This window comes from Herbaspirillum sp. (assembly GCF_035644555.1).
Lineage (GTDB): Bacteria > Pseudomonadota > Gammaproteobacteria > Burkholderiales > Burkholderiaceae_D > Herbaspirillum.
The window spans coordinates 14,719-35,646 of sequence record NZ_DASQOH010000044.1; the positions used below are offsets into that span (position 1 = coordinate 14,719).

The 20,928-nt window shown below is 61.2% G+C and carries 19 protein-coding genes and 1 other RNA gene; 5 read left to right on the forward strand and 15 right to left on the reverse strand.

Going from position 1 to position 20,928, the window contains the following annotated elements; all coding sequences use genetic code 11:
- Positions 1–5: 5 nt before the first annotated feature.
- The 3 genes from VE092_RS11230 to VE092_RS11240 all read right to left on the reverse strand — a co-directional run bounded on the left by VE092_RS11230 (position 6) and on the right by VE092_RS11240 (position 2,905).
- Positions 6–1,175 carry an MFS transporter gene (locus VE092_RS11230; RefSeq protein ID WP_414653469.1) on the reverse strand — a complete coding sequence of 390 codons (1,170 nt, stop codon included), beginning with the start codon at positions 1,173–1,175 and terminating at the stop codon, positions 6–8.
- Between the two features lie 68 nt (positions 1,176–1,243).
- The gene (locus tag VE092_RS11235; RefSeq protein ID WP_324876718.1) at positions 1,244–1,855 is read right to left on the reverse strand and encodes a chalcone isomerase family protein; all 612 of its coding nucleotides are present in this window, start codon (positions 1,853–1,855) and stop codon (positions 1,244–1,246) included.
- Positions 1,856–1,987: 132 nt separating this feature from the next.
- Positions 1,988–2,905: a LysR family transcriptional regulator gene (locus VE092_RS11240; RefSeq protein WP_324876720.1), complete on the reverse strand. Its 918-nt coding sequence runs from the start codon at positions 2,903–2,905 to the stop codon at positions 1,988–1,990.
- A gap of 135 nt (positions 2,906–3,040) precedes the next feature.
- Here VE092_RS11240 and VE092_RS11245 point away from each other — a divergent pair, with 135 nt between their 5' ends.
- From VE092_RS11245 to VE092_RS11255, 3 genes are read left to right on the forward strand one after another with little or no spacing between them, the layout of a single operon-like run.
- Positions 3,041–3,907, forward strand: a complete 867-nt coding sequence (locus VE092_RS11245; RefSeq protein ID WP_324876722.1) for an intradiol ring-cleavage dioxygenase — start codon at positions 3,041–3,043, stop codon at positions 3,905–3,907.
- A gap of 13 nt (positions 3,908–3,920) precedes the next feature.
- Complete coding sequence (locus VE092_RS11250; RefSeq protein ID WP_324876724.1) at positions 3,921–4,988, forward strand: maleylacetate reductase; 1,068 nt, start codon at positions 3,921–3,923, stop codon at positions 4,986–4,988.
- A gap of 1 nt (position 4,989) precedes the next feature.
- A complete protein-coding gene (locus VE092_RS11255; protein ID WP_324876726.1) occupies positions 4,990–5,298 on the forward strand; it encodes a Dabb family protein in 309 nt (102 codons plus the stop codon).
- Positions 5,299–5,319: 21 nt separating this feature from the next.
- Here VE092_RS11255 and VE092_RS11260 read toward each other — a convergent pair whose 3' ends face one another.
- Together VE092_RS11260 and VE092_RS11265 are read right to left on the reverse strand one after the other, a co-directional pair.
- Complete coding sequence (locus tag VE092_RS11260) at positions 5,320–6,303, reverse strand: malate dehydrogenase (RefSeq protein WP_414653467.1); 984 nt, start codon at positions 6,301–6,303, stop codon at positions 5,320–5,322.
- A 180-nt stretch (positions 6,304–6,483) separates the two neighbouring features.
- On the reverse strand, positions 6,484–7,362 hold the full coding sequence (locus VE092_RS11265; RefSeq protein ID WP_324876730.1) for a LysR family transcriptional regulator: 879 nt from the start codon (positions 7,360–7,362) through the stop codon (positions 6,484–6,486).
- 137 nt (positions 7,363–7,499) lie between these two features.
- Here VE092_RS11265 and VE092_RS11270 point away from each other — a divergent pair, with 137 nt between their 5' ends.
- Positions 7,500–8,681 (forward strand): YbfB/YjiJ family MFS transporter, encoded by a 1,182-nt coding sequence (locus VE092_RS11270; protein WP_324876732.1) that lies wholly within the window; start codon positions 7,500–7,502, stop codon positions 8,679–8,681.
- Between the two features lie 832 nt (positions 8,682–9,513).
- Here the strand turns inward: VE092_RS11270 and VE092_RS11275 are convergent.
- Together VE092_RS11275 and VE092_RS11280 are read right to left on the reverse strand one after the other, a co-directional pair.
- Positions 9,514–10,041 carry an ImmA/IrrE family metallo-endopeptidase gene (locus VE092_RS11275; RefSeq protein WP_324876734.1) on the reverse strand — a complete coding sequence of 176 codons (528 nt, stop codon included), beginning with the start codon at positions 10,039–10,041 and terminating at the stop codon, positions 9,514–9,516.
- Positions 10,041–10,415: a helix-turn-helix transcriptional regulator gene (locus VE092_RS11280; protein WP_324876736.1), complete on the reverse strand. Its 375-nt coding sequence runs from the start codon at positions 10,413–10,415 to the stop codon at positions 10,041–10,043. Before VE092_RS11280 ends, VE092_RS11275 begins: the two co-directional genes overlap by 1 nt.
- A 1,148-nt stretch (positions 10,416–11,563) precedes the next feature.
- On the opposite strand from VE092_RS11280, the gene VE092_RS11285 reads away from it, so the two are divergent.
- On the forward strand, positions 11,564–11,779 hold the full coding sequence (locus tag VE092_RS11285) for a helix-turn-helix transcriptional regulator (RefSeq protein WP_324876738.1): 216 nt from the start codon (positions 11,564–11,566) through the stop codon (positions 11,777–11,779).
- A gap of 755 nt (positions 11,780–12,534) precedes the next feature.
- On the opposite strand, the gene VE092_RS11290 is transcribed toward VE092_RS11285, so the two are convergent.
- From VE092_RS11290 to ompA, 8 genes are all read right to left on the reverse strand, one after another.
- Complete coding sequence (locus VE092_RS11290; RefSeq protein WP_324876740.1) at positions 12,535–12,756, reverse strand: hypothetical protein; 222 nt, start codon at positions 12,754–12,756, stop codon at positions 12,535–12,537.
- Positions 12,756–12,992 carry a helix-turn-helix transcriptional regulator gene (locus VE092_RS11295; RefSeq protein WP_324876742.1) on the reverse strand — a complete coding sequence of 79 codons (237 nt, stop codon included), beginning with the start codon at positions 12,990–12,992 and terminating at the stop codon, positions 12,756–12,758. The genes VE092_RS11290 and VE092_RS11295 overlap by 1 nt, the downstream gene beginning before the upstream one ends.
- A 119-nt stretch (positions 12,993–13,111) precedes the next feature.
- Positions 13,112–14,341, reverse strand: a complete 1,230-nt coding sequence (locus VE092_RS11300) for a tyrosine-type recombinase/integrase (protein WP_324876846.1) — start codon at positions 14,339–14,341, stop codon at positions 13,112–13,114.
- 178 nt (positions 14,342–14,519) lie between these two features.
- Positions 14,520–14,900: a transfer-messenger RNA gene (gene ssrA, locus VE092_RS11305) on the reverse strand.
- A 154-nt stretch (positions 14,901–15,054) separates the two neighbouring features.
- Positions 15,055–18,486: a DUF748 domain-containing protein gene (locus tag VE092_RS11310; protein ID WP_324876745.1), complete on the reverse strand. Its 3,432-nt coding sequence runs from the start codon at positions 18,484–18,486 to the stop codon at positions 15,055–15,057.
- A gap of 221 nt (positions 18,487–18,707) precedes the next feature.
- The gene (locus VE092_RS11315; protein WP_324876747.1) at positions 18,708–19,364 is read right to left on the reverse strand and encodes an HAD-IA family hydrolase; all 657 of its coding nucleotides are present in this window, start codon (positions 19,362–19,364) and stop codon (positions 18,708–18,710) included.
- Positions 19,365–19,431: 67 nt separating this feature from the next.
- Positions 19,432–20,157: a bifunctional 2-polyprenyl-6-hydroxyphenol methylase/3-demethylubiquinol 3-O-methyltransferase UbiG gene (gene ubiG / locus VE092_RS11320; protein WP_324876749.1), complete on the reverse strand. Its 726-nt coding sequence runs from the start codon at positions 20,155–20,157 to the stop codon at positions 19,432–19,434.
- Between the two features lie 145 nt (positions 20,158–20,302).
- Entirely contained in the window at positions 20,303–20,917 is a 615-nt protein-coding gene (gene ompA / locus VE092_RS11325) for an outer membrane protein OmpA (RefSeq protein WP_088756378.1), read from the reverse strand.
- Between the last annotated feature and the right edge of the window lie 11 nt (positions 20,918–20,928).

A 20,928-nucleotide genomic window follows, 5' to 3' on the forward strand; every position in this document is an offset into this window, starting at 1 on the left:
ATACGTCAGGAGGGATGCCGGTGGGCGTAGCGGCCCAGCGCCAGGAAGGTAGCCAGCTTGAGCAGGCAGGGCAGGGCGGCATACACCAGGGGCAAGCTTGTTCCGGGCCCCTGGCCGGGTTGGTAACCCAGGGCCGACAGCAAGGGCAGCGCGATGCCGGCCAGTGCCAGCGCCAGCTTGCCCAGCATGGTGAGGATGCCGAACGCCGCGCCCACCGAGGCGCGCCCGCTCACCACCCGTGCCAGCAGCACCGGCGGCAGCAGCAGGTCCGCCCCCAGCGCCGCCCCGGTGGCCAGGCAGACCGCCAGGAAGGCGCTGCGCTCGCCCGGTCCCAGCCACACCGCGCCGATGAAGCCGGCGCTGGACAACAGCATGGCCAGCCGCCAGCAGGCCACCGCGCCGACCCTGCGCGCCAGTGTGCTCCACAGCGGCAGGCCGAGCGCGGCCGCGCCGAAGTAGGCCGCCAGGAACAGACCGGCCAGGGTCTTTTCCTGTAGTTGGTCCTCGATGAAGAACAGCGCCAGCGTGGCCGGAATGGCGGCCGACAGGGCATTGAGCAGGTAAGGCGGCAGCAGTGCGCGGAAGGCCTGATTTGTCCACAGGCTGCGCAACGCCTGCCGCCAGGGTTGCCCCTGGGCCGGCGCAGCCGGTGCCGGCTGGCGCAGCAACAGCAGCAGCGCCACGGCGAGCACGATGGCGAAGAACAGGCAATACCAGTTGAGACGGATATCGACCAGGGTCGCATCGGCCGCCAGGATGCCCACCGGTACCACGCTGGCCACGATCACCCCGGCCAGCCCCGCTCCCTCGCGCCATGCCACGGCGCGCAGGCCCTGGTCTGGCAGGCGCGAGCCCCAGGACAGATAGGCGATGCTCAACATGCTGTGCGCGCCATAGGCCAATACCAGCATGCCCACCAGCCAGGGCATGGCGGCCTGCGGCGTGGCCGGCGGCTTCCACAGGCAGACGAAGGCCAGCGCCAGCACCAGTCCCGCGATGGCCATCCAGCGTTTCTGGCGCTGTGCCGAGCGATCCAGCAGATGACCGAACAGCGGGTCCTGCAGCATGTCCAGCAGGCGCGCGGCGAACAGCACCCAGCCCAGCGGCGCCAGCGCCACGCCGACATGGCTGGCGTAGTAGGCGGGCAGCTGCACGAACAGCGGCAGTGCTGCCATGGCCAGGGGCGCCCCCAGCAGGCCGTAGGCGGCGTCAGGCCAGCGCCCGGTGCGGCCTGCGGCTGCGCTCAAGGCGTCTCCCCGAGCAGACGGCGGCGCAGACTTTCGTCGCGACTGGGCTGACCCAGCCAGATATTGAAGAAGGCGCGCGCCAGTTCGGGGTCGGCAATCTCGGCCAGCAGCTTGTCCCGGTCGTAGAGCCGCATGCCGCGCTGGGGCAGGTAGACGCCCACCAGCTCATCGCCATCGGCGACATCGACGAAGGCGCGCCCGAGTTCGCTTTTCCAGCGTGCCAGCGTGGGGCCGGCGATGGGGGCCGCGCTCATGCGCTGGATTTCCTCGATGGAGGTACTGGCCAGGCGGTCGCGGCTGATCGCGATCTTGTAGTCCAGTTGCAGCGCGAAGGGCTGGCTGTCGTCGAGCGGCCGCTGCGACGCCCACAGGGTGGCGTGGTAGATGCGAAAGCCCAGCCAGCGCATGGTGCCGCTGCCTACCGTCTGTGCCTGCGGCACCAGCTCGCGCCAGGGTGCGGCCGCCTGCACTGCGCCGCTCCAGCACAGGCCCAACAGGAACGCCGACAGCAGGGCGAACCGCAGGGCGCAGGCCACCAGGCGCCAGCGGGACCGGTCGCCCCGATCGGGCGGGCCAAAGCGGAAGGACGGGACGGTAGCGATGGACATGCGGATCTTTCCTCCTGGGACAAGGCTGTGCGTGCGGCATTAGATTACTACCAATGAAAATCAAAAGCTACTGATTAGTATTTTTTATTTACCAATTGGTATTAATGGGCTTCTGAGCGCGCGATCTACCGCTCAGCGCGTCCACTTTCGCTCATAGTCCATGTCGCTGAAATGCTGTACCAGGAAATCGATGAATACCCGCACCTTGGCCGGCAGGTGCTTGCGGCCCTGGTAGGCGATGTTGATGGTCAGGCGCGGCAGGTCCCATTCATCCAGCACCGGTACCAGGCGGCCGGCCACCACGTCGTCATAGACGATGTAGTTGGGCTGGATCAGGATGCCTAGTCCCTCCAGCGCTGCGGCGCGGATGATCTGGCCGTCGTTGGATTGCATCAGGGCGCGGATGTCCAGGCTGCGCTCGCCGGCGCTGCGATGGCTGAAGCGCAGGGTGTTGGGCTGGTTGGCGTGGCTGTAGACCAGCAGGTCATGCGTTGCCAGTTGTTCCAGCGTACGGGGTACGCCGCGCGCGGCCAGGTAGCCGGGAGCCGCCGCCAGGATGCGTCGGGTCGAGGCCAGGCGGCGCACGGCGATGTTGGAATCGGGCTCGAATTCGCGGGTACGGATGGCCACGTCGATCCCGCTGTCGAGCAGGTCCACATAGCGATTGGCCGCCACCAGGTCCAGCGTGATGTCCGGATAGAGCTGGTGGAAGCGCGGCAGGATGGGGCTGATATGTTTCATGCAGAACGACAGCGAGGAGGTCACCCGAAGCATGCCGCCGGGCGCCACGCTGTTGGCGTTGACCAGCTCCTCGGCTTCCTTCATCTGTACCAGGGCCGCCTTGCACTGGCGGTAGAAGGCCTCGCCGGTCTGGCTCAGCCCCAGGCGGCGAGTGCTGCGCTCCACCAGGCGCGCGCCCAGGCGTTCTTCCAGTGCCGCCAGGCTGCGGCTGGCGGCCGCGTTGGACATGCCCAGTGCCTCGGCCGCGCGCGACAGGCTGCCCAGTTCGGCGACCTGGACGAAGAGTTCGAATTGATTCCAGCGGTCCACCAGGGCTCCCCTTATCGTCGTCATCGCCGGGTGGAAAACAGTTTTCCACTTTTGGCATATATCCCTCAAAAATTAAGGCCTATATTAGCGCCCAGCGGAAAAATCCGGATGACCATCCCAAAAACGGAGGAGACCATGCTCAACCTGAACGAAGACACCATCACCCAGGCTGTGCTGGCGCGCCATGCCGGCATGCCCGACCAGCGCCTGCGGCAGATCATGACCAGCCTGGTGCAGCACCTGCACGCCTTCGCCCGCGAGGTCAAACTGACCGAGGAAGAATGGTTCGAGGGCATCCGCTTCCTGACCGAGACCGGACAGATGTGTTCCGACAAGCGCCAGGAGTTCATCCTGCTCTCCGATACCCTGGGCCTGTCCACCCTGGTGATGGCGCAGCAGAATCACAAGCCGGCCGGTTGTACCGAGGCCACCGTGTTTGGACCCTTCCATGTCGAGAACTCGCCGCGCTACGCGCTGGGCGCCGACATCGCCAATGGCGCGCGAGGCGAGCCCTGCTTCGTCAGCGGCACCGTGCGCGGGCTGGATGGGCAGCCGCTGGCCCATGCCATGCTGGAAGTCTGGCAGGCCGATGAGGATGGCTTCTACGATGTGCAGTACCCGGACCTGGATCAACTGCAGGCGCGCGCCACCCTGCAGGCCGACGCCCAGGGGCGCTTCCACTTCCGCAGCATCCTGGCCAACTCCTACCCGATCCCGCATGACGGTCCGGTCGGACGGATGCTGGACAAGCTGGGACGCCATCCCTGGCGTCCGGCCCACCTGCACTTCCGCATCCGCGCCGAGGGCCATGAAACGCTGATCACCCACGTATTTCGCCGCGGTGACGACTACCTCGACTCGGATGCGGTGTTCGGCGTGCGCTCCACCCTCATCGCCGACTGGCCGCGTCACGAACCCGGCATCGCTCCCGATGGCAGCCGTTGCGAGCAGCCCTTCTACACGCTGAACTATGATTTCATCCTCAATCCCCAGCGCACCTGAACCCGAGACCCGCATGCAAGCCTTCACCTACACCAGCGCTGCGGCCCGCGTGATCTTCGGCGCCGGCAGCCTGCAACACCTGGTCCGCGAGACCGAACAGCTGGGCGCCCGGCGCGCCCTGGTACTGTGCACCCCCGGCCAGCGTGCCGACGCCGAGCGCGTGGCGGCCCTGATCGGCGAGCGCTGCGCCGGCATCTTCGACCAGGCCGTCATGCACGTGCCCATCGAGACTGCGCGCGAAGCCCGCGCGGTGGCCAGCTCGCTTGGGGCCGACTGCGCCATCGCCATCGGTGGCGGTTCCACCATGGGACTGGGAAAGGCCATCGCGCTGGAATCCGAACTGCCCATCCTGGCCATCCCCACCACCTATGCCGGCAGCGAGATGACACCCATCTACGGCATCACCGAAGCTGGCCTGAAGAAGACCGGGCGTGACGTGCGCGTGTTGCCGCGCACCGTGATCTACGATCCTGAGTTGAGCCTGGGCCTGCCGTTGTCGCTGTCGGTCACCAGCGGCATCAATGCCATGGCGCATGCGGCCGAGGGGCTGTATGCGGCCGATGCCAATCCCATCATGTCGATGCTGGCCGAGGAGGGTATCCGCGCCTTGGCCGGAGGACTGCCGCAGATCGTCTTGCGCGCCGATGACCTGGACGCCCGCAGCCAATGCCTGTACGGCGCCTGGCTGTGCGGGACGGTGCTGGGCAATGTCGGGATGTCGTTGCATCACAAGCTGTGCCATACCCTGGGCGGCAGCTACAATCTGCCGCATGCCGAGACCCATACCGTGGTCCTGCCGCATGCGCTGGCCTACAATGCGCCGGCCGCGCCGCAAGCCATGCAGCGCATCGCCCGCGCCCTCAACAGCGAGGATGCGGCGCAGGGCGTACATGCGCTGGCGCGCGCGTTGCAGGCACCGTTGTCGCTGCGCGAACTGGGCATGCCTTACGAGGAGCTGGATCGCTGCACCGATATCGCCTTGCAGAATGCCTATGCCAATCCGCGGCCGCTGGAGCGCGCCGGCCTGCGCGCCCTGCTGGAAAATGCCTGGCATGGCAATGCACCGGGCGCGGAGAACTGAGATGGCGATCCGGCACATCGTGATGTGGGACATCCAGGGCGAACGTGGCAGCGCGCTGCACAGGGCCCATGTCGAACAGGTCAGGCAGGCCTTCGAGGGATTGGCCGGGCGCATACCCGGCCTGCGCCATCTGGAAGTCGGTACCGATGTCAGTGGCGTCGACTACGCCTGCGACGTGGTCCTGGTCACCGAATTCGACAGCGCCGACGCCCTGCGCGGCTATGCCGAACATCCCGCCCACCTGGCCGTGCGCCAGCAGCTCGGCAGCCTGCGCATCGCACGGCATCAGGTGGATTATCCGGTGGTCTGAAGCGGCTCCGGAGTCGACGGTTCAGCGCTGCAGCAGATGGGCGATGGCGGCGCGCTCTTCCCGCAGTTCATCGATGGCGCCCTGCAGGCGTTCACGCGCGAATGCATCGATGGCCAGACCGCTGATGCGTTCGATACGGCCGTCTTCGCAACGCACCGGCACGCCGAAGAAGATCCCTTCAGGAATCCCGTAATCGCCATTGGACGGCAGGCTCATCGATACCCAGCGCCCCTGGCTGCCACCCACCCAGTCGCGCATGTGATCCACCGCGGCACTGGCGGCCGATGCCGCCGACGACCTGCCGCGCGCCTCGATCACCGCGCTGCCACGCTGCGCCACGCGGGGAATGAAGATCTCGCGGTTCCATTGCTCGTCCTGGATGCGCAGCGGCGCCGGCTCGCCCCTGACCAGCGCGAAGCGATAATCGGCGTACATGGTGGGCGAGTGATTGCCCCACACCACCACCTGCTCCAGGCTGTCCACCGGTTCGCCCAGGCGCATGGCCAGCATGGCACGGGCGCGGTTATGGTCCAGCCGCATCATGGCGCTGAAGCAGGACGGATCAAGCTCGGGCGCGGCGCGCATGGCGATGAGGGCATTGGTATTGGCCGGGTTGCCCACCACCAGGACCTTGACCGCACGACTGGCCACCGCATTGAGCGCGCGTCCCTGACGCACGAAGATCTCGGCATTGGCGGCCAGCAGGTCGCGCCGCTCCATGCCCTTCTGACGCGGCTGCGCGCCGACCAGGATGGCATGATCGACCTCGGCGAAGGCCTGTGTGGCGTCATCCGTGCAGACGATGTCGCGCAGCAGAGGAAAGGCGCAGTCCTGCAATTCCATTTCCACGCCGCGCAGCGCTGCCTGTGCAGCCGGGACATCCAGCAGCCGCAGGCTGACCGGCTGGTCGCGGCCGAGCATGTCGCCGTTGGCGATGCGAAAGAGCAGGGAATATCCGATTTGACCGGCGGCGCCGGTGATGGCGATGTGCTTGATAGGCTTCATGACGGGACTCATTGAATGTGGATGGACTTGCGGTGCGGAGCCCTTGCCGGGCCACACCGTGAGTCCACTCTACGCAAGTCGAAAGAAGCTGTAAAACAACTTAATCTTGTTTTATCGACCTATAAAAATGGTAGGTGTAGGGCGCTTTCTTCTGTGCTCCTGCCGTCGCCTCGGCCACCGTCAATTCCCGTTCAGACCGCGGATGGCCTCGGCAAGGAAATCCGCCACCGTGCGCACCCGTGCGGTGCCGCGCAGGTCGGGATGCATGACCAGCCAGACGTCGTAGTCCTGCTTGCGTACCCGCTCCGGCCAGATCCGTACCAGGCCTTCCGATTCGCCCATGTGCAGGGGCATCTCGCCGATCCCGATGCCGGCCGCCACCGCTCTGCGCAGCATCAGGCTGGAGTTCATCAGCGCCACGATCTGACCGGCACGCGCCGCTTCGTCCACCAGCGAAAAGGTCTTGCCGGTCTCGGTGTAAGGCTTGTAGGCGACGATATCGTGACCCGCGAATTCTGCTCCCGGTACCGGTATTCCGTGCCGGGCCAGATAGTCACGGCTGGCGAACAGGCCCACCGGCCAGCGGGCGATGCGGCGGACCACCAGGTCAGGATTGTCCGGTTTCACGTTACGGATGGCCAGATCGCTTTGCCGTCGCGGCAGGCTCAGCATCTGCGTCGAGACCTCGACATCGACCGTGATGCCGGGATGACGACGGCGCATCGCCCCCAGTGCCGGCAGCAGGAAATCGACGGTGATCGAGTCGGTACTGGTGATGCGTACCGTACCGCTGAGTGCGGCGTCCTGCCCCTCCAGTTTGCTTTGCAGCTCCAGCGCGGCACTTTCCATCCGGCGCGCCATCGCCAGCGCGGTCTCGCCGGCGGCGGTCAGCAGGTAACCCTCGGACGAGCGCAGGAACAGCACGCTGCCCAGGTCCTTTTCCATCGCCGCGATGCGGCGTCCCACCGTCGCCTGGTCCACGCCCAGTTCACGCGCAGCACCGCGCAGGGTGGTCTCCCGGCTCAAGGCCAGGAAAATGCGGGTATCGTCCCAGTTCATCGTCCGAGGATGATGCAAAAACGCATCTCAAATGAGTAAAAGTGCTGCAACTATACATCTTTGCAGGCGGCTATCCTGTCGTCATATCGTGCATGAGGTGCCAGGTGTGGCGCCGCCGCACCATGAAAGGACACAGAATGGACATCGCACATCCCGCCGCTTCCCGCGGCTATCTTTCCGCCATCTTCGCCGGTCTGGTGGCCAGTCTGGTGGGCATCGGCCTGGCGCGCTTTGCCTACTCGCCTTTGCTGCCGGCCATGATCCACGACCACTGGTTCGCCGCCACGGAAGTCGCCTTCCTCGGCGCCGCCAATCTGGCCGGTTACCTGATCGGTGCCCTCTCGGGCCGCGCCCTGGCGCGCTACGCCTCGCCGGTGCGCGTGTTGCGGCTGACGACCCTGCTGGCCTCGGTGTCCTTCCTGGCCTGTGCCTTTCCCTTGTCTGAGACCTGGTTCTTTTGCTGGCGGCTGCTCTCCGGCGTCGCCGGCGGGGTCATCATGGTGCTGGTGTCGGGCGTGGTCTTGCACCGTGTGCCACGTCACAAGAAGGGCATCGCCAGCGGCGCCATCTTCTTCGGCGTCGGCCTGGGCGTAGCCATTTCCGGCACGCTGGTCCCGGCGATGCTGACCATCAGCCTGCAGGCGGCCTGGCTGGCGCTGGGCGCCTTGTCCCTGGCCCTGACGGCGCTGAGCTGGAGCGCCTGGCCGGACGATGCCCACACCCAGGTGCGCAGCATGAGCGCGATGAAGAAGGCGCCGGCTTCGCGTCCGTTGAACATCCTGTTCGTCCAGTACGCGCTGGCGGCGGCAGGGCTGGTCCCGGAAATGATGTTCCTGGTCGATTATGTCGCGCGAGCCCTGGGTCACGGGACCGGCCTGGGTGCGGTGGCATGGATCGCCTATGGCGTGGGTGCGATGGCCGGCCCGGTGCTCTATGGCATGGCCGCTGACCGCTGGGGCGCACGCCGTTCCATCGTGGTCGCCCTCGCGGTCCAGGCGATCGCCGCAGTGGCGCTGGTATTCAGTGGCAAGCTGCTGTCGCTCATCGGCCTGGCCGTGGTGATCGGATCCTTCCCTGCCGGCGTGGTGCCGCTGGGCCTGGGACGCCTGCATGACCTGGTCGAAGACGCCCACCAGCGCGAGGCCATGTGGAGTCGCCTGACGGTGGCGTTTGCCCTGGCGCAGGCCATCGGTGGCTATTTCTATTCAGGGGTCTATGCCTGGACCGGCGGTCGCCACGAGGTGACTTTCTGGATCGGCGGCATGGCATTCGCGGCTGCGCTGGCCCTGACGCCATGGACGCGCGAAGCGAAGGCCTGATCTGCCGATGGAAAACCTTGATGGCCCGGTGATGACGCAGGTCTGTCATCGGGCAGTCGAGATGGCGCAGGCGGGCATGCAGACGAAAAAAAATCCCCAGGGTGTAAAGCCTGGGGATTTTTTCCGCCCGTGCGATGGCCGGGCATATGTTGGTGGGCCGGCGTCTCTTTAATTATTAATCTAAGGGTTTGATTTTATAGAGTTGTTTTATTAATTGGCAGGCGTGATTCCCCTAAAAATTCCCCGAAAACCGACTGTAGTGGGAGCGAGCTGAATACGCAAGATGCGTTTTAATATAGAAGGCCCGCTTAAGCGGGCCTTCTATATGGCTCATTATTTCGGTTTTGATGGTGGCGGACTTTTGACTCTTTCTTTCACCGTGGTGTTAGGGTTATTTCGTGCATAGCGGTCAGTCACAAAGCGCCCGGTGACTGCACTACGATTTACGGTAGTGCTGGGAGTGCGAGTGTTCTTGCTCATTTGGAACCTCATCGAAAATGGCTGGGAGATAGGGGCGACCTTCGTCGCCCCTGCTGCAAAGCGCTTTAATCGCGCGACTTCCGGCAGTGCTCGCGGACATTCTCCAAACGGCCCTTGCGGAACCGTTGGTATTGGCGAACACGAACCGATTTGGGGTAGTGACAGATAATCATCACTTTGCCTCTTAAGGTTGTGCTCCGACCTTAGTCACCAACTTGGCACTTGCAAAACAGCTTTCCTTCGCCTACACTCCGGGCTGCTTTCACCAGCAAGTAACACAAGAGAAAACCGGGGTCAGTCTCAGTTTTCTTTTACTCAAACGCCTAAAGAATTGCCGTTCTTTAGGCGTTTTTCATTTTCCGTCTGCGTATAGGTTCAATTGATACCTAGCAGCGTCAGCGGAGACACCACATGCTCTTGCCACTTCATCGACACGCATCCCTCTGACTAGGTGGCGGGGTATCAGAAGCTCCCCTTGGAAGCACTTCGCTTGCCATTCGGGATCCTCGCACGTCTGAATAACACCACCAAAGTTTCGGTGAAGCGCAGTAGTTCGTGCATGCATCAAGTAATGCCCCACTTCATGCGCCACTGTTCCTCTATCACGTCCCTCATCCCGGTAGGCACGCTCATAAACGTCCTGACGTATCTGAATGGCTACGTCCTTTCCATAACTGATGGTCATCCCGTGAGATGAACCCAATTCTTCTTCCTCTACAACTTGAAAATAGTAATTTGGATCCATCGACGGAAGCACTTGTTCTGCGAACTCCAGAACGGGGAACCATAGATTGTGTGCCATTCCCAGCTTTTGTCGCAGGTCATTCGCCAGCTGGCGAATTTCGGCCCGACGCATTGGCGGCGCTTTGAAGTTATGCATCAGCTATTGTCGCCTCTCTTTTTCGTAGAGAACATTGCACGTTTAATGGTATCAAGCTGTTCGTCACTCAAATCATTGAATGTTCTTGCCAACGTAACGGCAATTTCCCTGCGCTTTTCGCTCTCATTGCTTAAATCGATCATCGCGTTTTTCTGCGATCGATTAAAGGCGTCATTCAGAGCATTTACCTGCTGCGGGGACAACTTGTAGAGGTTTCTCAGACTGTCCAGCCAGGTGGGCGGGATGTTTTTTTTTCCGCTCTCAACACTGGAAAGAAAAGCTGAGGAAACCTGCAGGTTGTCTGCCATATCCTTCATCAGTTCTGCATGCAAATGCCTCAATTCGCGAAGAAATTTCCCGAATGCCGTAATCATATTCGCTCCTCTATGTGAGGCATCCTAGACGCCTCAGTTATCCATGATAGGTTATCGCATCGGAAACAAACAGGATGACATTTCGTGGCAAGTCTATTGGAAACGAACAGACAGCGGTCAGTTACTGCCGCGAGAACGATGGCGCGCACGCGTCGAAGTAACTTTGCAAGGCCGGATACTTGAAAGCTTAGGATTGATCGAATTGACTGACCTTCAAGGTTATAGATTCACGCGGCTCGCTCGATTCTTCCGCTTCCGAACGCCGATTCCACCTGAGATCCAAGCCGCTGGTGACCTATTCAAGTTAAATGCGATCATTGCAAATAGACGCCTAAATGACGCAACACCCGATCGCGGTTTGCATAGCTTCGGCGCCCTAGGCCGACGCGATAGATGGAGAAAAGTGCGACGCGAGAGTAGTCATCTTCAAGCTGACAACGAACTTCAAGACGCAATCAAGGGAGCGTTACGGCACCTGAAGCTCTGACCTTCTTGCGGAGAAAATCGGGACTTTGAGCAGAGGCACCGCGAGCTCAAAGCCCCGTCTGTCGCGTATTGTTTCAGAACGGCCTAATAACTGTATCTATGTCCAATTATTGGAGTGCTTCCGCTCGGCCAACCTGAGCTTCTTCCACTAGTCAAATGACGGAAAACGCTCAACCAACGCGCAACAAATTAGGCATTTTCAACCGCCATTGATGCCCGTCAGGGGCTACCTATCTAAGCTGATCGATTGCCTGCTTGATCTTCACCGCCTCTTGGCATTCTTGCTTCGGCGGTTTAGTCGCTCCTGGGAAGCGTCTTTCTGCTGCCAACACGCCCTCTAGATAGCCTGCCTTTATCTCTTCGAAAACATAGCCGGACCTCTGCATGGTGTTAAACAAATTTCTCTGCGTCGCCGTCGCCTGCTCTATTGAACGAGGGTGCCCGGAGCACTTCTCGGTAATCACCAGCGCATAGCCTGCTCCCTGAGCCGTGCTCCGTCCCTCGTCAATAGCATACGTTGATGTTGGGCTCAAAATGCCCATCAGTCCTAGGCCGCATGCGGATATGCGCAATATATACATAGACCCCCTATAGTTATATTTTTGCCAAATGTCACGATTAGTGCGTGGCCAATTAGTATACATTGACTGACATTCTCGGGGGTGAGCACCCCTTTACGAAAACAATTCGGTTTGAGAATCAAAGAGCTGAGGCAGAGCGCGGGCTTCTCGCAAGAAGCGTTTGCCGATCGGTGTGGGTTTGCTCGCTCTTACATGAGCCGGATTGAACGCGGCGCAGCCAATCCTTCATTAGACGCGATTGAGATCTTAGCCGGCGCCCTTCAAGTCGAAGTGCCACACTTATTCTCGAAGTCCTAGAAAGGCGAATCATTGCCGATAGGGCACCATTCACTAAAATCGCCGATTTTTTCGTGAAACCTTATACATGTGCCTTGCTGCCGGCAAAAGCTGTTACGCCCAGCGCCATCAGGCGAGGTCTTCATTCGAAACTGACTTGACCACTACACACAGCAATTGGCTGGTCTAGGGCATCAGCAGATCGGATTCGGCTCATCATAAAACACTGTATATAAATACAGTATTTTGATAGACTTAACCACGCTTGGTGAATTTACCTTGCAAAGTTAATTCGATTAGTTCATATCTGGATCTAGTCGCATCCCCGCTACGTCCATAAATCGATTTACTCTAAGTCGAGGATCGAATTGCCGTGGCCGCCCACCAGCAGCGAGGAGGCTACTTTGGAGTCGATGAGTCAGAGCAACGGTTCGCGGTTCTCGAAATGACACTTCGCCCTTGTGACGAAAATCACAGGCGATCTCGATCGCCGAAATTCCTGGCGGTCGGGCGAGAGGGATGCGCTGCATGGAGCCCAAGAATATGGTTTCCAAAGCAGCGTAATCATTTGCAAGGGAATCGTTGATTCGAACGACAAACTTATCCGACACGTTACCTGCTTTAGGAAAAACCGGAGCGACATAGAGCCTATATCCGCTTATCTCTTTGAGTGCGGTTTGGACATGCTGGAATTGGGTCGGGCGCGCGATCTGAAGTCGCACGTCCAACCAATCTACACAAGCCGTCCGACGGAAGTGGGCAAGCTGAAGCATCATTTAGCAAAGTGATGAGTCAGTGCCATCTGATTGGGCAAGCCAGATGCCCGAGAGCTGACTAGCTTGCTGGTTGTGATGTTCGGCGATCGTAATTGGAACGCCATCACGGTAGCCATGGTGGATCGTGAATGCTCCCATGTTGATCGAGTAGATCAATTCTGATTCGGCCTCAGTTTGCCGAACAACATCCGCGTCGACCGCGTAGAAGCTTTCGGCGTTCATCAAGCGGCCTCCTTTTGGATGGACTGATTGGCCGCAATTTGAGTAATAAGTGCTCGGATATCTTCCACTCGCCATGCGGTAACCCGTGAGGACAGCTTCAATCCTGCTGGATACCTTCCAGATTTCACTCCAGCCCACCAAGTAGAGCGAGAAACAGGGATCAGGGTGAGCACTGCGGGCTCACGAAGATAGCCGGTTTCTGGAAGCGAAGCCAAAGATTTGCTTGCAGATGACATTTGGTCTTTCCTTAACGGTTATGGCATCCCACGATGCCTCTAAACCATTATAGAAAGATCAGTAGTTATCTCCCGGGTGAAAGGTATAGGCAATTTCACTTTGTCATCTGGAGGTGCAATTAGGCGGCCGACTTCTGGAAGTCTCCCACTAGGACGTTCCCGCCCGCCTTCAGGCTATCTAAATAATCTGCCCACCGTTGCATCATGCGCTTTCGTTCCGGTAAATGCGAGGTTCGGTTATACGCGCGCCCGTTAGCATCACGCACCGCGTGCGCCAATTGGTGCTCAATGAGATCAACCCGCTCACCAAGCACTTCATCGAGAATGGTGCGAGCCATGGCGCGGAAGCCGTGGCCGGTCATCTCGTCTTTTTCAATCCCCATGCGCCGTAAGGCCGACAAGATTGCGTTGTCGCTCATGGGGCGCTCTTTGGTGCGGGGGCTCGGGAAGAGGTAGCGGCCATTGCCAGTCAGAGGCTGTAGCTCGCGGAGGATCGTGACAGCCTGTGTGCTCAGGGGGACGATATGAGGGGTATTGGTCTTGGTGACCGTATAGCGCCATTCTGCCGCATCTAAATCGATATGAGCCCATTCGGCAGTGCGCAGCTCACCGGGGCGAACGAATACTAGGGGTGCAAGCCGTAGGGCTGCTCGAACGGTCGGTGTGCCCTGATAGCCATCTAGAACCCTCAGGAATGTCCCGACTTCCTTGGGCTCGGTAATTGCTGAAAAGTGTTCACGGCGACTGTTGACAGATGGCAATGATCCGCGCAAGTCGCCTGAAGGATCTCGGTCGGCGCGGCCCGTCGCTACGGCGTAGCGGAAAACCTGCCCACAGTTCGACAATGTTCGATGAGCCGTTTCAAGCACGCCGCGATTTTCGATGCGGCGAATGACGGTAAGGAGCTCGGGCGCGGAGATAAGCGCGACCTCTCGTGAACCGATATAGGGAAAGATATCTTTTTCAAACCGTGCGAGAGTTTTCGAATGATGACTTTCAGTCCAGCCAGTCTTTTGCCGATCAAGCCATTCGCGAGCAACAGCTTCGAAGGTATTGGCTGCGCGATACGCTAGCGCTACTTTCTCTTCGTCTCTGTGGGCGGCGAGATCAACGCCAGTTCGCGCTAGTGCTTTGGCTTCGTCGCGTTTCTCCCGTGCAGTAGCGAGTGAGGTAATCGGATAGCTGCCAAAAGAGAGGCGGCTCTCCTTGCCGTTCGTGCGCTTGAATTTCATTCTCCAGAGCTTCGACCCAGTTGGAGTGATCTCCAAATAGAGGCCGCCGCCGTCGGCTAACTTGTAGGGTTTGTCTTTGGGCTTGGCGTTGCGAATACGGACATCGGTAAGGGGCACGACCAGTTTCGGCATTTGGGGGCATCCTTTTATTGTTTTGAGGGCATGCCCCGAAGCGTGCCCCCAAAGAACACGGATGTCAACGAACTCGCTTGGACGGCAATAAACAAAAAACCCGCTATCTCGTAGGAGGGAAGCGGGTTTTCCGGATGTCCTTGGACTTCAAAGGACTGATGTTTGGTGGAGCCGGCGGGAATTGAACCCGCGTCCAGAAGCACTCTACAGACAGTTCTACATGCGTAGTGCAGCCAATTGGTTTTAATCCTGGCGACGCGGACGCACACGCTTCGACAGGACGAGTTACCTTGGATTTAATGACGTATCAAGTAACCCGATACGCCACGATTCCCTGTAAATGACTCTACCGCTGTTGCCAGCACACCCCAGGGAAGAAGTGCTGTAGAGCTAGAAGTTTCTTAGGTTTCTAGGTGCGATTTACGCTGCGAGAGCGTAAGATTCGTCGTTTGCATTTAAGCAGTTCCGGATGGATTAACGAGGTAACCAGTCCTCGGCATGCCCTGTTCCGCTTTGCAACCCCTGTCGAAACCAAGTCGGCCCCGTGAGTGTTGAAGCTTCGCAAATTCAGCTGGGCGCTTGAATCTGCGTATTACGCTTGCCTCTCGCTGGAGAAGCGCCCGCTTTCGGCGGGAGGTCAATTATAACCTACTCCTAACTGTATGGGCTGGCCCGGGCTTTTCAAGGCCCCGGGCGGCTCACTGTATCGTCAGGTCCACCCGCGCCTTGGGTTCCTTGGCCGGGATGCCGCTAGCGTCCAGCCTGGGGGCGATCAGGAAGATACGCGCCGGTTCGATCACGCTTTGCTCCTGCAGGTAGTTGCGTACCTGGTCGGCCCTACGCTGGGCCAGATTGCGCAGGTCGTCCTGGGTCACTTCGGTATGTTCCAGGATCATCTTTTCCATGTCCTCCGGCGGCAGCGACTTGGCCAACCCGATCATGTTGCGCGGCTTGTCGAACTTGCTGTCCTTGTAGACCTGCTCCAGGTACTTGCCGCGTTCGGCCTGGCTGATGCGTACCGGGCCGGAGGGCTGGCCTTCGCGGGCGATCAGCTCGGTCCGCTTGAGCCCGCGCATCTTGCGTTCCAGCGCTTCCTGGCGCAGTCCGCGATCATCCACCTGCGGATCCACGCGGCCGGTGATGTCGAGCTTGATGCCCGGGCGTTCATGCAGTGCATAGCCGAGCGCATCGAGTTTCTTGCGGACCTCGTCGGTGACTTCCGAGGAGCCCGGGGCGAACTCGATGTAGCGCAGTTCGCCGATGTGCTCGTCGGCACGGAACATCGATCCGATGAGGGCAAAGGGCGAGGTGACGGCCTTGACGATCAGGTTCACGAAGACCCGCACGATGATGCCGCCGACCGAGAACTCGGGGTCCGAGAGCGAGCCGGAAATCGGCAGGTTGAGATTGATGTTGCCATCCCGGTCCTTGAGCAGCGAGACCGCCAGCATGACCGGCAGCTTGGTGGCGTCGGGGCTGTCCACCCTTTCGCCGAAGCTCAGTTGCTCGATGCGCAGATCGTTCTGGGCCACCAGCTTGTCGTTCTCGATCTTGTATTGCACATCCATGGACAGCTTGCCCTTGGTGATCGGATAGCCGGCGTACTTGGCGGAATAGGGCGTCAGGCGCGGTAGTTGCACGCCGTTGGCGCTGGCCTTGAGGTCCAGGTACATGGGCTTGAACAGCGGATTGAGCGCGCCGGAAATCTGCAGCGGCGCATCGTTGTCGATCTTGCCGCTGATGTTGACCGGCGCTGGTTGTGGCTTGTCGGAGGCGATCTGGCCGATGGTGCCGGCCAGGCCGGTCATGTTGGCGGTGTAGTTGGGTTTGACGAAGTTGTCGGTGTAGTTGATGTTGCCGCCTTCCAGGACCACCTGGCCGATGCGCACGATGGGAGCGTCGGCGGCTGCGGCTGCCGTGGTCACCGGGGCGGTGGAGGTGGTCTTGCGCGCGTTGCCGGTGCTGGCTTGCTTGCCGCCCTTCTTGCTGTCATCGGTGATCGAACCCTGTTCCTGTGCATCGGCCACGACGATGTCCTGCAGGTTCAGGCGTCCCTTGTCGGAGAGGATGGCGCGGGCGTAGAAGTTGGACAGGGTGATCTTGTCCAGTGTCACTTGCGTACGCGTTCCCAGCTTGGCCTGGATTCCGCTCAGCGATAGCGTACGCCAGCGCAGGAAGTCGGTGGTCGTGAGCTTGTCCTGCATGCGCAGGTTGGTGATGGCAGCCTCTCCCTTGTAGTCCAGCGCCAGCTTGCGTTCTTCCAGTGGCGGGGTGAGGGCGAGCTTGCCCTTGGCACTGACCAGGCCGCTGCTCAGGGTCACGTTGAGGACCTGGGTGAAGTAGTGCTGGAAGGGGGCGATGGGCAGCTCCTTGACATCCAGGTCGAGGTCCAGCTGCTTCAGGTGTGGTGCGGCCTGGCCGTCGAGTTCGGCACTGCCGGACTTGTCGAAGCGGGCTTGCAGCTTGAAGGGAATGGGCTGGTCCAGCGTGTCGCTGAGATTCTTGGCCTGCAACGACAGGGACTGCAGGCTGATCGGCTGGGCGCCCTTGCCTGGGGGCGTCAGGCGCAGCTCGGCCAGCGCCACGGAGGTGTCATCAAGTTTGATGTGGCCGTCGCGCAGTTGCAGCGTGGTATTGCCGGAGAGCTTGCCGGCGATGTCGGTGACGGGTGTGCGCGCCAGGTAGTTGCGGTAGGCGGCGAGATCGATGCGTTCCAGTTTGAGCTTGCCGCTGGCCTGCGCCTTGAGTGGCTGGATCTGACCGTCGAAGCCCAGCGTGCCGTGACCGTTTTCCGTCACCGACAAGTTCAGTTGCGCGGGCTTGGCATCGGCGTCGGTCGACAGGCCCGTGGCGCTGATGTCCAGCTTGGTGAGCTTGATGTCCTGTGCCGGGCTGGCGTTTGCCTGGTCATGCCAGTGGATGTCGCCGCCGTTTACTTTCAGTTGTTGCACCACGATGGGGGCAGCTGGTGCTGCTTTTGTCGGCCCCGCTGCAGGGGCGGACGTGGCGACTGGCGCAGGGGTTGGTGTCGCCCGTGGCTTGCCATTGCTCGCGGCTTGCTTGCTGCCACTGCCGGTGCCGATGGCACGCAGCCAGTTGATCTCGCCACGGGCATTCATGTCGACCCAGACCTGCGGCTGTTCCAGGCTGACCTGGGTGATCTCGCCGCTGGCGCTCAGCAGGTCGAATTGCCCGAGCTGCACGGCCAGCGACTTGGCCTTGAGCAGAGGCGCCTTGGCCTTGTCCTGCAGGGAGATATCGTCGATGCGGATATCACCGGCCAGGGTCACGGTGGGCTTGTCTTCCTTGCGACTGAAGCCCAGGTCCAGCCTGGTGGTGAGCTTGGCGCTCTGCACCGCCAGGGGCAGTTCGGCGGGGACGAAGGGCAGGTAGCTGACCAGGTCCAGCTGGTCGATGTCGATGGCGAAGGCCGATTCCTGCGAGGAGCTGAAGGGCTTGCTGCGTCCTTTCAGGTGCAAGGGCGTGCCATTGATCGTGGCGGCCAGCTGCGGCTGCACGAAGCTGTCGATGTTGCCCGGCAGGTTGGAGATGAAGGGCAGGCCCAGTTGCAGGGCGGCGATGTCGATATGCTTGCCGCTGATCTTGTCCTCGAAACGGATGGCACCATCCTGCAGTTGCACATTGGCCAGCGAGAAGCGGGCCTGGCCTTCGCTCTTGGGTTGTGCCGCCAAACGGTCGAGGATGTCGGAGAAATTGTAATGGCCGCTTCCATTCGCATCCAGACGCACGACATGGAGTTGCGGGGCGGTGAGCCTGATCTCATCCAGTACCGGCGCCATGCGCAGCAAGGAGGCCGAGGAAATATCCACCAGCAGCGACTGGGCGCTGAAGAAAGGGCTCTTGCCGTCGGCTTCGTAGAGCGTGATATCGGCAGCGCGCAGGGCCAGCCGGAAGGGATTGAAGCGGATTTCACCGATGCTCAACTGGCGGCCGATCTGGGCCTGGGTCTGGTCGATGGCGATCTTGCGGACCAGGGCCGGTAGAGCGGCCCAGCTCAGTGCGGCCAGCACCAGCAGCACGAGCAATGTCCAGGCCAGCCATCGGAGCGGGCGGCGCAGGCCTTGCCATGCGCGGTGCTGGGTGAAAGAGGCGGAGCCCGGCTTGCTCATTGCGGTTTTCCCTTGTCGGTGCCGACCCGTGCGCAGCACTGCATGCGCGAGCCGGTTCTGATTGTGATGGTTGGCGGCGATCCGGGCTCAGCCTGCGCGAGCCCGCCTGCCGCCATTCTAATGCGAGCCGTCACTGCTGTGACAGCGGGGCGCCGGATGGGGCGGTGCAGTGCTAGGAGAGGAAAGCCGCGTCCAAGTTTCCAGCGGACGCGGCAGGATGCTCAGGAGAGCAGGGTGAGGATCTGCAAAGGCGTATGCAGCAGGGCATCGGCATCCCATCCCGTGGGCTCGCTGTGGCCGCAGTAGCCCCAGGCCGCAGCGATGGTGGGCATGCTGGCGGCGCGGCCGGCCTGGATATCGCGCAGGTCGTCGCCGACGTACCAGCAGTCCTCCGGCGCCAGTTGCAGGCGGCGCGCCGCTTCCAGCAGCGGGGCCGGATGCGGCTTGGAATGTGGCGTGGTATCGCCGGAGACGATGCAGGCGGCGTGGCCCAGACCGATCTGCGGCGCCAGTACGTCGGTAAAGCGCGCAGCCTTGTTGGTGACGATGCCCCAAGCGATCTGGCGCGCTTCCAGTTGTTCCAGTAGTTCCGGGATGCCGTCAAACAGGCGGCTGTGCTGGCTCATGTTGGCTTCGTAGCGATCCAGGAAGCGTACGCGCAGCGCTTCATATTCTTCGTGGTCGGGATGGATGCCGAGCGCTGCGCCGATCAGCCCGCGCGCACCGGCCGAGGCCACGGGACGCAACTGCGCATAGGGCGCATCGTCCAGGCCGCGCTCCTGGCGCAGGAAGTTGGCGGCAGCGGCCAGATCGGGGGCGGTATCGGCAAGCGTGCCGTCGAGGTCGAACAGGATCGCGCGCGGAGTGCGTAATGGCATGGGGTCTTGTCTGTGATGGCAGTGGAGAGGAGCGGCCGCAGCATGGCGCTGCGGCGCGGATGGCGGATCAGGCCAGCTTGGTACAGGCGACGAGGTAGTTGACGCTGGTGTCTTCGTTGAGGGAGTAGATCTTGGTCAGCGGGTTGTAGCCCATGCCCTTGAAGGCGTCGATCTGCAGATCGGCCTCGCGCGCGTAGCGGGACAGTTCGGCCGGGGTGATGAACTTGGCGTAGTCATGCGTGCCCTTGGGCAGCAGGCGCAGCACGTATTCGGCGCCGATGATGGCCATGACGTAGGACTTCATGTTGCGGTTGAGCGTGGAGAAGAACAGCTTGCCGCCCGGCTTGGCCAGGGTGGCGGCGGCGCGTACGATGGCGGCCGGGTCGGGGACGTGTTCCAGCATTTCCATGCAGGTTACCACGTCATACTGGCCGGCTTCGCGCGCGGCCATGTCTTCGGCGGCGATCTTTTCGTAGCGCACCTGTACGCCTGATTCCATGCTGTGCAGGTCGGCGACTTTCAGGGCCTTGTCGGAGAGGTCGATGCCGGTGACGTCGGCGCCCTTGATGGCCATGGATTCGGCCAGGATGCCGCCACCACAGCCGATGTCGATGACTTTCTTGCCGGCCAGCGGAGCGCGGGCATTGATCCACTCCAGGCGCAGCGGGTTGATTTCGTGCAGGGGACGGAATTCGGAACCCGGGTCCCACCAGCGATGGGCCAGTTCACTGAATTTCTGGATCTCTTGGGGATCGGCGTTCATGGTCGCATTGGTCGCATTGGTCGTGTTCATGGGGCCTAATGATAGCCCAAACGGACAGTCCCGGTTGGCGGCGGCAGATCAAGTGAGGCGGCAAAAAGGGGCTGACGCGCAAATGCAGCAGCAATAAAAAAACCCCGCCGAAGCGGGGTTCATTGAGCCTTGTAGCGTCAATCGATTACTTGCGGGTACCCACAACTTCGATTTCCACACGACGGTTCTTGGCGCGGCCAGCAGCGGTCTTGTTGTCAGCGACCGGTTGCGACTTGCCCTTACCTTCGGTGTAGACGCGGTTGGCTTCAACGCCCTTCGACACCAGGTAGGCCTTGACGGACTCAGCGCGGCGAACCGACAGCTTCTGGTTGTAGGCGACGGAGCCGATCGAGTCGGTGTGGCCGACGGCGATGATGACTTCCAGGTTGATGGCCTTCAGGTTGCCAACCAGTTCGTCCAGCTTGGCCTTGCCAGCCGGCTTCAGGGTTGCCTTGTCGAAATCGAAGAAGGCGTCAGCAGCGTAGGTGACCTTTTCCGAGGTCGGAGCAGCAGCCGGAGCGGGCTTCGGAGCAGGAGCAGCAGCGGCAACCGGAGCCGGTGCCGGCGGTTCTTCGCACGGACCGTTCACGTAAGCGGTTTGCCAGCACAGACCGTAACCGCTGCGGGTCACGACGTCACGGCCATCTTGCAGGTACAGGCTGCCGGGACGAACCTTGATGTCCTTGGTTTCCTGAGCGGTGGCAGACAGTGCGATGGCTGCGGACGCAGCAGCGAAGACGAGTTTTGCTAATTTGTTCATGTTTCTCCTCT

What these genes read in the sequence shown, in the direction of transcription:
- VE092_RS11230 (WP_414653469.1), bottom strand. Translation starts at nt 1,175, where the DNA reads ATGGCAGCACTGCCGCTGTTCGTGCAGCTGCCCGCCTACTACGCCAGC.
- VE092_RS11235 (WP_324876718.1), bottom strand. Translation starts at nt 1,855, where the DNA reads ATGTCCATCGCTACCGTCCCGTCCTTCCGCTTTGGCCCGCCCGATCGG.
- VE092_RS11245 (WP_324876722.1), top strand. Translation starts at nt 3,041, where the DNA reads ATGCTCAACCTGAACGAAGACACCATCACCCAGGCTGTGCTGGCGCGC.
- VE092_RS11250 (WP_324876724.1), top strand. Translation starts at nt 3,921, where the DNA reads ATGCAAGCCTTCACCTACACCAGCGCTGCGGCCCGCGTGATCTTCGGC.
- VE092_RS11255 (WP_324876726.1), top strand. Translation starts at nt 4,990, where the DNA reads ATGGCGATCCGGCACATCGTGATGTGGGACATCCAGGGCGAACGTGGC.
- VE092_RS11260 (WP_414653467.1), bottom strand. Translation starts at nt 6,303, where the DNA reads ATGAAGCCTATCAAGCACATCGCCATCACCGGCGCCGCCGGTCAAATC.
- VE092_RS11265 (WP_324876730.1), bottom strand. Translation starts at nt 7,362, where the DNA reads ATGAACTGGGACGATACCCGCATTTTCCTGGCCTTGAGCCGGGAGACC.
- VE092_RS11270 (WP_324876732.1), top strand. Translation starts at nt 7,500, where the DNA reads ATGGACATCGCACATCCCGCCGCTTCCCGCGGCTATCTTTCCGCCATC.
- VE092_RS11275 (WP_324876734.1), bottom strand. Translation starts at nt 10,041, where the DNA reads ATGCATAACTTCAAAGCGCCGCCAATGCGTCGGGCCGAAATTCGCCAG.
- VE092_RS11280 (WP_324876736.1), bottom strand. Translation starts at nt 10,415, where the DNA reads ATGATTACGGCATTCGGGAAATTTCTTCGCGAATTGAGGCATTTGCAT.
- VE092_RS11290 (WP_324876740.1), bottom strand. Translation starts at nt 12,756, where the DNA reads ATGAACGCCGAAAGCTTCTACGCGGTCGACGCGGATGTTGTTCGGCAA.
- VE092_RS11295 (WP_324876742.1), bottom strand. Translation starts at nt 12,992, where the DNA reads ATGTCATCTGCAAGCAAATCTTTGGCTTCGCTTCCAGAAACCGGCTAT.
- VE092_RS11310 (WP_324876745.1), bottom strand. Translation starts at nt 18,486, where the DNA reads ATGAGCAAGCCGGGCTCCGCCTCTTTCACCCAGCACCGCGCATGGCAA.
- VE092_RS11315 (WP_324876747.1), bottom strand. Translation starts at nt 19,364, where the DNA reads ATGCCATTACGCACTCCGCGCGCGATCCTGTTCGACCTCGACGGCACG.
- ubiG (WP_324876749.1), bottom strand. Translation starts at nt 20,157, where the DNA reads ATGAACACGACCAATGCGACCAATGCGACCATGAACGCCGATCCCCAA.
- ompA (WP_088756378.1), bottom strand. Translation starts at nt 20,917, where the DNA reads ATGAACAAATTAGCAAAACTCGTCTTCGCTGCTGCGTCCGCAGCCATC.